The 11699-nt window shown below is 49.1% G+C and carries 7 protein-coding genes; 5 read left to right on the top strand and 2 right to left on the bottom strand.

Annotated features, from left to right (window positions below; all coding sequences use genetic code 11):
- Nucleotides 1–101 precede the first annotated feature (101 nt).
- Complete coding sequence (locus WH37_RS27195) at nt 102–1403, bottom strand: hypothetical protein (protein WP_046233795.1); 1302 nt, start codon at nt 1401–1403, stop codon at nt 102–104.
- Nucleotides 1404–1648: 245 nt separating this feature from the next.
- Here WH37_RS27195 and WH37_RS27190 point away from each other — a divergent pair, with 245 nt between their 5' ends.
- The 4 genes from WH37_RS27190 to WH37_RS27175 all read left to right on the top strand — a co-directional run bounded on the left by WH37_RS27190 (nt 1649) and on the right by WH37_RS27175 (nt 8105).
- Entirely contained in the window at nt 1649–2536 is an 888-nt protein-coding gene (locus WH37_RS27190) for a glycoside hydrolase family 43 protein (RefSeq protein ID WP_046233794.1), read from the top strand.
- Between the two features lie 367 nt (nt 2537–2903).
- Entirely contained in the window at nt 2904–4076 is a 1173-nt protein-coding gene (locus WH37_RS27185) for a benzoate/H(+) symporter BenE family transporter (RefSeq protein WP_082111025.1), read from the top strand.
- A gap of 189 nt (nt 4077–4265) precedes the next feature.
- Nucleotides 4266–5102 (top strand): hydroxyethylthiazole kinase, encoded by an 837-nt coding sequence (thiM, locus tag WH37_RS27180; RefSeq protein ID WP_046233792.1) that lies wholly within the window; start codon nt 4266–4268, stop codon nt 5100–5102.
- Nucleotides 5103–5528: 426 nt separating this feature from the next.
- Nucleotides 5529–8105, top strand: coding sequence for a glycosyl hydrolase (locus WH37_RS27175; RefSeq protein WP_046233791.1), 2577 nt, complete (start codon nt 5529–5531; stop codon nt 8103–8105).
- A 93-nt stretch (nt 8106–8198) separates the two neighbouring features.
- On the opposite strand, the gene WH37_RS37535 is transcribed toward WH37_RS27175, so the two are convergent.
- Entirely contained in the window at nt 8199–8570 is a 372-nt protein-coding gene (locus WH37_RS37535; RefSeq protein WP_082111024.1) for a helix-turn-helix domain-containing protein, read from the bottom strand.
- A gap of 272 nt (nt 8571–8842) precedes the next feature.
- On the opposite strand from WH37_RS37535, the gene WH37_RS27170 reads away from it, so the two are divergent.
- Nucleotides 8843–11641, top strand: coding sequence for an endo-beta-N-acetylglucosaminidase (locus WH37_RS27170; protein WP_046233790.1), 2799 nt, complete (start codon nt 8843–8845; stop codon nt 11639–11641).
- The last annotated feature ends 58 nt before the right edge of the window (nt 11642–11699 follow it).

Here is an 11699-nt window from a genome sequence, read left to right as displayed (position 1 = left end):
AATTCAGGACCAAGGCCGCTTAACTAATCTTTATTTTTTATACTGTCTACTTGACGGGGTGCAGTTCATGCTGCAGAATGCCCGCTTATTGGGCCTTATTTTCAACCTTGTTCATAAATAAGGGCTCGCCCATCCTCGGAAATGCGCAGTTCCGCCTTTTCGGCTGACTCCTTGCCCGGTGCTGCTGGCACTGCTTCAACCTGCTTTTTCACTTTATGAATGACATCATAGCTGTAGTAGCTGATATTTGTTTCTTCTATGCCGTAATCCGCTTTGTTTTTTTGTGCAATTGTATAGGCTTTGATGAGAGCAACGCTGGAATCGAGCCACCGGTCGACTTCTATCGCTGTATGTTCGCCCGCCTCGGCTTTCAATGAAGCAATAGGCAGTCCATCTCGATTATAAAAATAAATGTGCTGTGGCGCCAGATTCAAATAATCAATGTCAATGTCCTTGATGCGCTGCCGCTGCTCTGGAGCGGTGTCCATCCATGCCACGGTGCCTGCCGGATTCCACTTCATCAATTCGGAAGCGACGTAACGCTTTTCCGGCAGTTTAACGCTTTTAAGCGGTTGTCCGTCAGCCGTGAAAAAAGTAACCTCCCCGCTTTCATCGTTATGGACGAAACGCTCAAAGTCAGGTGACAGGAACAAGGAAGGTGCCCCGGTCGTCGAATGAGGGATGACGCGGAACGTGTTTTCCGGTACCCGATCCTGCTTGTCCTCGCCTTGCAGGTCAAAAAACCACACTTTTCCCAAATAGCTCTGCATAAACAGCTGCTGCTTCTCTTCGTTCCATTGATATTGATAAATGTAATCGTAGTCGGCGGTCAGCGGCCAAAAATCCTCTCTAATCCGTGTAATTTCACCTGATTTTGCATGTAAAGCGGACAGGTGGTAGCGGCCACCATCGTCAATGATTTCCGGCTCAAGAAAAACGAGCCGTTCCTCGTCCAGTTTTAAAAGCTGCCATTCCTTCCCGGAATGAAAAGAATTGTACCAACGATTGTTGGAATCGGTAATCGTCTCGCTCCATTCCACCTTCACCTCCTCCTGTCCCAGGCGGTGCGATAGAAGCGCATTTGTAACGATATCGTCGCCGCGGTACAGATTGACCATGTGATACACGGTTCCTTGAAGCTCGACAGGAGGGCTGCTGGTCATTGAATAATCGCCGAAAGAATCAGGTAAAGCTGCACTTAGGCTGCAATCGGCGTTGCGGCTCGTTGTGAAGCTGAGGGTGGTTAGCTTAACATCGGAATTGGAAGCTGCAGCAGCAGGCTGAGCAGTTGAAATGGGCGTCTCGGTTGCTGCGGGTGTCCCTATGTTACTATCGTTAGAACAGCCTGTTATTAAGAGGACGAATAAAATACAGCCTTGAATGGTTATATGTTTTGCTTTCATGTTTGCACTCCTCTTAGTGAAATGAACGATTAATTATTTTCCTGCATTTTCATTTCAGACGAATATACACAGAAATTGTTGCATGCTGGGTCACAATTAGCACACAATAGCCGCCTTCAAAAAAAGATTGCGATCAGGCCCTTCAAATTATATGATGAGGTAAGGTTAATTCATATGCTCTTTAATTAATAATTTCATTAATTCATTTGTGAATACTATTAAATTAGCGCAAAGGGGCGTTTATTGTGAGCAAAAAACAGCTTGGAGATATTCATTTTCGCGATCCGTATATAGTAGTGGACCAAGGCCGCAAAAAATATTATTTGTACGGCTCCACCGGGCAAAATGTATGGAGCGGCAAAGCGCTAGGCTTTGACGTTTATGAGAGCGACGACCTCGCTGAGTGGGAGGGGCCCATTCCGTGCTTCCGGCCTGAGCCTGACTTCTGGTCGGACCATCATTACTGGGCGCCGGAGGTTTACGAGTGGGAAGGTCGCTTCTATATGTTTGCCAGCTTTAAAGCGGACGGCATTCCGAGAGTAACGGGCGTTCTGGCGGCAGACCAGCCGCAAGGGCCGTTCGAGCCATGGAGCCGGGCACTGACTCCGCAGGATTGGGAATGTCTGGACGGCACGCTGTTCGTTGACAACAGTGGTGATCCGTGGATGGTGTTCTGCAAGGAGTGGGTGCAAGTTCAGGACGGCGAAATGTATGCGGTTCGGATTACGCGTGATTTCAAGGAAGCGGTCGGGGAGCCGATTTTATTGTTCAAAGCTTCGGATGCTGTTTGGTCGGTCGGTGGTGGTGACAATCAGCAAAACTACGTCACAGACGGTCCTTTCCTGCATCGGATGGAAAATGGCGAGCTGGTCATGATGTGGTCGACGTCTGGTCAGGAAGGTTATACGATGGGCATTGCCCGCTCTGCTTCGGGGCAGATCGTGGGGCCTTGGATTCAAGATCCCGAGCCATTGTTCGCGAAGGATGGGGGACATGGCATGCTGTTCACAACGCTAGAAGGCCAGCTATGCCTGACGATTCATGCGCCTAACAAGCACCCGCAGGAGCGGCCGGTTATTTTCCGCTTGGAAGAAGCAGATGGCCAATTTATTTTGCTTGATCAAATGAAATAAGCGGTGCTTCGACAGTCAAGACCTAAGCCGGGCAGGTAATCTTTTCTTTTACCCGCCAGCTTAGGTCTTTTTTCAAAATATAAGAATTTATAAGTTTCCCCCTTATACTTCGCTTATATTTCACCGCGAAACGTTAGCTTTACCGCCAGAGGACGGCGACAGCCGTTTACGCTTGATGGCTAAGACTGAATAAAGCGGCGCGGTGAAGGGCACGGAGGATAAGAGCAGAGCTGAAAGTTGTACAATCGTAGAAGAAATACTAGAATAAGAAGGGGTTTGAAGAGGGCTCTGATTAGAGCCAGCTTTAGGCCGCTATTTTACACCTTGCGAATGCGTCATGAGATGGAAGGAGCTTTATAGAACAGTCATGCTGAACACAAAAAATATATCGAGTGGGCTCGCGACGGCGATTATGGCCTGTACAGGCGGCGCGGTGCTCATTATACAAGCAGCGGATGCGCTTGGGCTGAGCCGGGCGGAGGCATTGTCGTGGCTGTTCGCGGTTTATGTGATTGGCGGAGCTCTGAATTTGTGGCTTATTCTCCGCTACAAAATGCCATTTGCTGGCGCCCATTCGCTTACGGCTGTCGCTTTTCTCAGCGCATCGGCGCTGCATTATCCGATAAAGGAGCTGGCGGGCAGCTTTATTATGGCGGGTGCGCTTATTGCCGTGCTTGGAGCGACCGGCTTATTCGGCAAGCTTCTGGGGCTCATTCCAAAGCCGATGCTGGACGCCATGCTGGCGGGAATTGTCCTGCATTATGTCGTGGCCATTATTCCAGCTATTAAAGAGCTGCCTATTATCGGCTTACTATCTTTTCTGGGCTTTCTTATCGTTCCAAGGCTGCATAAAGCGATTCCACCCTTGCTAGGAATGCTGGCATTTGGCGTCATTGGGCTGCTCATTTGGCATGACTTTCCTACGGCTGAAGTGGCTGAATTTAGTATGCCGCACTGGATTAGTCCGTCCTTTACGACGGGCAGCTTTATCTCAATATCGATTCCAATTGCGATATTGATTTTGAGCAATGATATTGCAGTATCGCTGGCTGCCTTAAAGAAAAACGGCTATAATCCGCCTGTGAACAAGACGGTTGTCTTTTCAGGCCTCGGCACGCTGCTCGTTGGCTTCTTTGGCGGACATGCCGTCAACGTCGGAGGCATGATGACCGCTTTATGCAGCAGCGAAGAAGCAGGCGAGAGGAAAAGCCGCATTTGGGCGGGTATCGTATGCAGCGTGCTGGTTATTGTTTTCGGCGTATTTGCCGGAGCGATGCTTGTGCTAATTAATAGGCTGCCATCGGCGTTTATTGTGCTGCTGTCAGGCTTCTCGCTGGCGGGAGTGCTGATTGGCAATCTGCAAGCTGTCTTTTCAGAAACGACGTACCGTTTTTCGACCTTGTTTGCCTTCATTATCGCCATTGCCAATGTATCTTTTTTTGGCATATCATCGCCAGTATGGTCATTATTAATTGGCTGTCTAATTGCCAAAGTGCTCAAGGAAGGCAAGCCGAAGCCAGTGGAAGCGCCGAGCGTTTAGAAGGAATGCCCGTGCCGAGCATGGCTGCAACTGGTATCGCTACAAACGGATCAGCATAGCAGCAGAGGCTCCCTGCCGATCCGTTTTTTTCTGCTGCTGTGCTGCTCATCATAGGTTTCCACCCCAAATTTATGGTATATATAAGATTAATAGTTGCATTAATCATTTGCCAGAGAGGGATGGTTCTACATGGAAATCATACAAACGATTGCTGGATTACTGGAAGCGGTGCGCCGCAATAAGCCGATCGTTCATCATATTACGAACTACGTGACGGTCAATGACTGTGCCAATATTGCGCTCGCCGTTGGCGCTTCACCGATTATGGCGGATGAGCTGGAGGAAATGAACGATATCGTCTCTATTGCTTCTGCACTTGTTATTAATATTGGCACACTGAACCGCCGTACAATCGAGTCGATGGTTGCCGCCGGGAAGCGGGCCAATGAGCGGGGCATTCCCGTCGTGCTTGATCCGGTGGGAGCAGGAGCTTCAGGCCTGCGCAATGCTGCGGTGGAGCGGCTGCTGAGCGAGGTGAAAATTGGCGTGCTGCGCGGCAATTTATCGGAAATCCGCTTTGCGGCAGGGCTAGAATCGCTGACGAAGGGCGTCGACGCTTCAGAGGCCGACCTCGCAAGAAACGAAGAAACCGCGCAGCAAGTGGCAGAGCGAGCAGCGACCAAGCTCGGCTGCATCGTGGCGCTCACGGGAGCGATCGATGTCATTAGTGATGGCAAGCGGACGCTGCATATCCATAATGGCGTACCTCAGCTGTCCGGTGTAACGGGCACCGGCTGTATGTGCTCCACGCTGATTGGCGCTTTCTGCGGCGCGAAGCAGGAGGGGGATTTGCTGCTCGCGGCGGCAGCGGGCGTGGCAGCGATGGGCATTGCTGGCGAGCTTGCCGCAGAAGCCGCGGAAGGCAAAGGCAGCGGCTCGTTCCATATCGCCATTATCGATGCGGTTAGCCGAATGGACAGCGAGCTGCTTGCTAGCCGGGCCGTAATAGAAGCTGCTGCTCTATAACAGAAGGTTGTTAAACGGCTTCAAGCAAGATTAACAGGGGATGGATGCAGTCTGGGCGTCGAAGGACGCTAGACGGTCCATCTTTTTTTTGTGAAAAGGGGCTGTTTCTTCATTTTGAACAGCTAATGTTTTATCTATCTGCTTATGGAAAGGGCTCTCATCAATTATGGTTGCATTGTAAATCGAATCGTGCAAGGAGAGAGGGAACGTTGCCAGTAACAGGAGAGAAAAAAAATCCTCTGTCGTTAATGAGCAATCGTTGCATTCTCTAAGAGCAGGGATGTGGAGAAATGAAGAGCAGAAATTTTCAATATAGATGGGATTTACATAATATGGGACTTATGCTATGGTTGCTATGAAAGCGCATCCAATAGCTTGTATATTGAACTTGTATTTACCATTTTTGATATGGGAGGAAGGACAAGGATGAAAAATTTAATTAAGAAGGCAAGCGCAATGATGCTGGCATTTACTCTGCTGTTTGGATTAATGACAGCACCGCCCGCTCATGCAGACAACGCACTTTTCACAATTGAAAGCGAAAATGCTCAGCTCACCTCCGATCTTCAAGTAACGACCCAAATTTACGGACAACAGAAGCCCGGATACTCCGGAAGTGGATTTGTCTGGATGCAGAATTCCGGTACCATTACCTTTACAGTGACTGTCCCTGAAACCGGAATGTATACGATCTCCACCCGCTATATGCAGGAGCTTAGTCCTGACGGCAGGCAGCAATCTTTAACCGTTAATGGCGTTACGAAGGGTTCGTATATGCTGCCCTATACGACCAATTGGTCGGATTTCGATTTTGGCTATCATAAGCTGAACCAAGGAAGCAACACTATCCAATTGAAGGCTGGTTGGGGATTCGCTTATTTTGATACCTTCACTGTGGATTATGCTGCTCTTGATCCTTTGAATGTGCAGCCTGTCCTCGCCGACTCTGAGGCCACACCGGAAACGCAACTTCTGATGAATTATTTAACGGAGGTTTACGGCAATCATATGCTCTCCGGCCAGCAGGAGATATACGGAGGCGGAAATGACGGCAATTCCGAGCTGGAGTTTGATTGGATTCACAATTTAACCGGAAAGTATCCGGCCATTCGGGGGTTCGACTTTCTGAACTATAATCCGCTTTACGGTTGGGAGGATGGTACAACCGCCCGGATGATCGATTGGGTGAACAACCGGGGCGGGATCGCGACAAGCAGCTGGCATATCACTGTACCCCGAGATTTCACTGCCTATCAGCTCGGAGAGTTTGTGGATTGGAAAGAAGCCACCTACAAACCGACGGAAACCAATTTCAATACAGCGAGTGCGGTGATTCCCGGCACGAAAGAATATCAATACGTGATGATGGCCATTGAGGATTTGGCAGAGCAACTAGAGATTCTGCAAAATAACAATGTGCCGGTGATCTTCCGACCCTTCCATGAGGCGGAGGGCAACGGCGGATTGAATGGGGAAGGTGCATGGTTCTGGTGGGCTTCGGCAGGCGCGGAGGTGTATAAGCAGCTATGGGATCTGATCTATACCGAGCTTACAGAGACATACGACTTGCACAACTTGATCTGGACCTACAACAGTTATGTGTATAGCACTTCTCCCGCTTGGTATCCCGGCGGCGATCAGGTGGATATTATCGGATACGATAAATACAATACCATTTACAACCGCTATGACGGCTTGTCCGGTGTCCCCAATGAGGATGCTATTACCTCCATTTTTTATCAGCTTGTTGATTTGACGGGCGGCACGAAAATGGTGGCCATGACGGAGAACGACACCGTCCCAAGCGTAATAAATCTGACAGAGGAGAAAGCAGGATGGCTCTACTTCTTGCCTTGGTATGGGGAACATCTCATGAGCTCTGCCTTCAATTACCCAGCAACCTTAACAACACTGTACCAAAGCGACTATGTCATTACGCTCGATGAGCTGCCCGATTTAAAGGTTGAAAATCCAATTCCAAACGCGTCCATCACACCAGCAACCGTCGAATTTGACAAGTATGCACCCAATCAAACCGACCCATCCATAACCGTGAATTCAAAGGGCAATACGTTAATCGCTCTCCGGGCAGGCGCTAATGCTTTGTCAGCGAATCAGGATTATACCTTGAGCGGAAATACGCTGCTGCTGAAAAAAGCATTTCTGGCGACGCTGCCGATTGGCGAGCATTCGATTGTCTTTGATTTCAATCAAGGTCAAGATCCCGTATTAAAAGTCAAAATTGTTGAGACAACACCGAGCGCATCCATTGCACCCGTGAGCGCGGTATTTGATAAAGCGGCAACTCTAGCGCAGGATATTATCGTAGCCCTTACCTTAAACGGACACCAGCTTGTAAGTATCTCAAATGGAAATGATACACTTCTATCGGGCCAGGATTATACGGCATCAAGCGCTGGTGTCGTTCTGAGCAAATCTTATCTTTCCATGCTGCCGCTGGGCCAGAATGTCATAACCTTTCATTTCAGCGGAGGAAATCAAGCTGTATTAACACTAAATGTTGTGGACAGCGGAGTTCCCGCACCTACGGGAGACCTGACGGTCCAAGCCTTTAACGGCAATACGAGTGCCTCCACCAACGGAATTTCACCCAAATTCAAAGTAGTTAACACCGGTGATGCAGCAATTCAGCTCAGTGATGTGTTGCTCCGGTATTATTATACGATTGACGGGGAGAGAGATCAGAGTTTCTGGATCGACTGGGCCAGTATCGGAAATGCGAATGTAACCGGCAAATTCGTCAAACTGGCGACTTCAGTTGAGGGTGCCGATTATGCTTTGGAAATTGGCTTCACGACTTCGGCTGGAACGCTGAATCCCGGCCAGAGCGCAGAAATTCAAGCACGCTTCTCCAAAGCCGACTGGTCCAATTACAACCAAGCGGGCGATTACTCATTCAAGGCATCCAGCAGTCAGTTCGTAAACAATGAACAGGTTACCAGCTATATGAATGGTCAGCTTATATGGGGGATTGAGCCGTAAGTAGGTAACAAAAGGGTTGGATCGGGGGTATCCCTGCTCGAACCCTTTTTGTTGTGTTAGGGAAGGTACTACGCGCTACCACCAATCAATGATTTAACTTGTGAAGCAGCGGAGGTACTGGTAAGGCTTAATGTAATTATGCCGTCCTTCAACGGTTGCGTTCATCCTGCCTTCAATCTGTTCCGGCGACCAGGTCTCCGCGAGCTTCATCGTGATGTAACGTTGCCTTTCAGCATTCCATTTACCCGAAGGTTTACAACGGGCTCGCTTGGTTATATACGATGTCTGGGCTCGATTTGCACAGTAAGACTCTTCTGTTCCTTGACGCTTGAGCTCGCGGGATAGGCTGGAATGATGACGCCCAAGCTTACGTGCAATCGCTCTAGCGAACCATCCCAATTGATGGAGTAATTCTAGCTGATTTCTCTCTCTCTTGTGGTAAGATAATGGTAGCTCATGGCTGATTCTCCTGTGTAGGGGTTGTGTGGTAACTTCATTCTACACACGAATCGGTCATGGGTCATTTTTTTGGTTTTAGTCCGCTGCTGCCAGGCAGGTATTTTTCCCGATGGATGCAGTCTTGTCATCGAAAGACGACGGACGGTCCATCTTTTTTTGTGAAAAGTGGGCTTTTTCTTTATTTTGAACAGCTAATGTTTAATTTATCTGCTTATGGAAAGGGCTTTCATCGGTTATGGTTACATTGTAAATCGAATCGTGTGAGGAGAGATGGAACGATGCCATTAACAAGAGGAAAAAAAGCAGCTTTCCGTAAATGGACAGCCGTTGCTTTAACCGCTTCTATGCTCGTCACCATGATGCCGCTTGCTGCGTATGCCGGCGACACATGGCCATTCAAAGGGGAAAGCGCGCATGGCAGCAATCAGCCAAGCGTCCACGGCTACACGAGTGGCCAAATCGCGAATTGGAGCCCGGCAACAGACCCTGGTGCGGAGAAGCTGCGTTCGAAGGTGCCGCTGCAAAACCGGATTTTGCCGTTTGCGAGCACACAAGCGAAGCCCACGCTGAATGCCAATGTGAAGATGATGAACGTTGCAGGCGATTACGGCAATGCTTTTATCGAAAATGCGCCTTATACGAACAAGTTTGCCCAGTATCATTTCAACTTCTGGCAATACATCGATTATTATTCTTATTGGCACGGAACTGCAAGCGCTTACACTCCGCCTGAATATTATGATGATTTGGCCCAATCGAACTGGCAGCAAAAATGGTTTGAATTCGGCATGCTGAACATTCCTAATCCAACGTATACCGATGCCGCACACAAAAACGGCGTCCTCTCCCTCGCTGGCGTATTTTTTTCCAACAATGACCGCGGCCAGCAAACCTACAAGCAAATGATTGTAAAAGACAGCAGTGGCAATTTTCCAGTCGCCCAAAAAATGATTGAAATGGCCGATTATTTTGGCTATGACGGCTATTTTATGAACCAGGAGGAATTGTCCCCCAACGTTGCGACAGCTGATATTCCTGCATATATTGAATTTCTGAAAGTGCTGCAGAGCGGCGGCCTTTACGTGCAATGGTATGACTCGCTGAATACCTCTACAGGGGCAAATACGTTTGCCCGAACGTTCAACAATAACAATATTTCGATGCTGCATGACAAAGTGAATCACCAAACGGTCACAAATTCCTTTTTCTTTGACTACGGTGTTGGCAATACGCAAATTAACAGCGCGAATACTTATCTAGCGAGCTACAATGCCGCAAATGGTACAGCCTATACGATTTTTGATATCGGCTTTGCGGGCCTAGAGGCAGGGAGAGACCGTTTTGCTTCTGTACAAGGAACGGCGCTTGCGAGCAAGCTGAGCAGCGGCCTGCCCCGTCTAAGCCTTGCTACGCTCGGTGCGGATTTTGTCCATGCGGGTCTTGATGAAGATATGGGGCAAAGCTGGCCGGTAAGCCACAGATCGGAAAACAACTACCAATGGATGACGAATGTGCGCGAGCAGCTGTGGTGGTCAGGTCCGAATCTGAATCCGAAAAATACGACGGTTTCCGCAGCAAACACGGCAACCGACGTTTATGCCGACAACCGCTACTGGCCGGGAATCGCCTCGGTCATTGCGGAGCGCTCCGTTATTGGCAGCACGAACTTTTACACGAATTTCAATACGGGCCATGGCCTTTCCTATTACAAGGACGGTGCGGTCTCGAGCAACAGCGAGTGGTCCAATATGAGCCTGCAGGATGTACCCGTCACTTGGCAGTGGTGGCAGGATACGACGGGCAATCGTCTGACCGTTGATTACGATTATGGCACAAAATATGATATTTCGGCTACGCAGCGTTATCAATATGCACAGCTTGGCGGCTACAATGGCGGCAGCTCGCTTGTGCTGAATGGCAATCTTAACGCCGAAAACTTCCTGCGCCTGTTCAAAACCGATTTGAGCGTAAATGCAAACTCCAAGCTGTCGATCACGTATAACAAGCCTTCGGCTAATGATGCGTCGGCTGCTTATATCGGCCTTATTTTTAAAGATAATCCAAGTCAGGTCGTCAAGGTCGCCATACCGAATGCCGGCAATGAGACGAATGGCTGGGTTACGAAGCAGCTTGAGCTTGGCGCCTATGCGGGCAAATCGGTTGCCGCTTTTGGGCTTGTCGTTGCACCAGGGTCAAGCGCGATTGCTGGCTACCAGCTCAATGTTGGGCAAATTCGCATTTTCGATGGATCTTCGATTAAGCCCGCAGCACCTTCAGGACTGGCCATTACGGAAGCCTTTGTGGACACCGGTGAAATGAACATTAAGTGGAATATGGAGACCGACTACACTAAGGTGAAGCAATACGATATCTATATCAATGACGTTTATGTAGGCGGGAAATACGATGAAGTATTTTATATTAAAAATATGCCAGCCACAGCAGGCACGCTTAAGGTCGTTCCTATCGGCGCTGACGGATTGGAGGGCTTTGCAGCAACGCTTCCTTTTAATCTGAATGCGGCTGCTTCTGGCATTAGCGTGAACTCTCAGCAAAATGGTCAGCTGTCGGTAAGCTGGGTAAATCCGCCGAATGCAGTGGGGAATACGGCGGTAAGCGTGCGCTCACTGAACTGGATTACGACAGCGCAGCCTATCCTTGCACAGCAGACAGTCGCGGCAGGAGCTACTAGCGTGACCTTCAGCAATATGCCAATTAACGGCGATGATTTTCTCGTAACGGTTACGACGGGGGGAGGAAGCTCTGTCAGCAAAAGCGGCCATTTTATTGATAAAATGGCCGGGCCTTACGGCGAGCAATGGTCATGGAGCGGCAATACGCTGAATCTGCCGATGCCAAATACGAGGGACTGGCGCTATATGTATGTGTATGAAAATGGCGTAGCCAAGTCGTTTCCGGTTACGTATATTTCCGGCAGCGCGGGCAGCTTTGCGAAAATCATTCGCGGCAGAACGACGAAGGCAAGCCTGAGCTTCACATCGACTGCTGCCACCGTCTATATTGTGATGGAGGATTATGCCGGAAATCAATCGCAGCCGCTTTATGTTCGCAGTTAAAAATAAATTCATTTGTTAAACGGATCATCTTATACTAGTAGAAGCGGGAGGACAGGGC

The sequence above is a fragment of the Paenibacillus algorifonticola genome (genome assembly GCF_000971975.1).
Lineage (GTDB): Bacteria > Bacillota > Bacilli > Paenibacillales > Paenibacillaceae > Pristimantibacillus > Pristimantibacillus algorifonticola.
The sequence above is the reverse complement of the archived record's forward strand: the minus strand, read 5'-3'. Positions and strand labels throughout refer to the sequence as shown.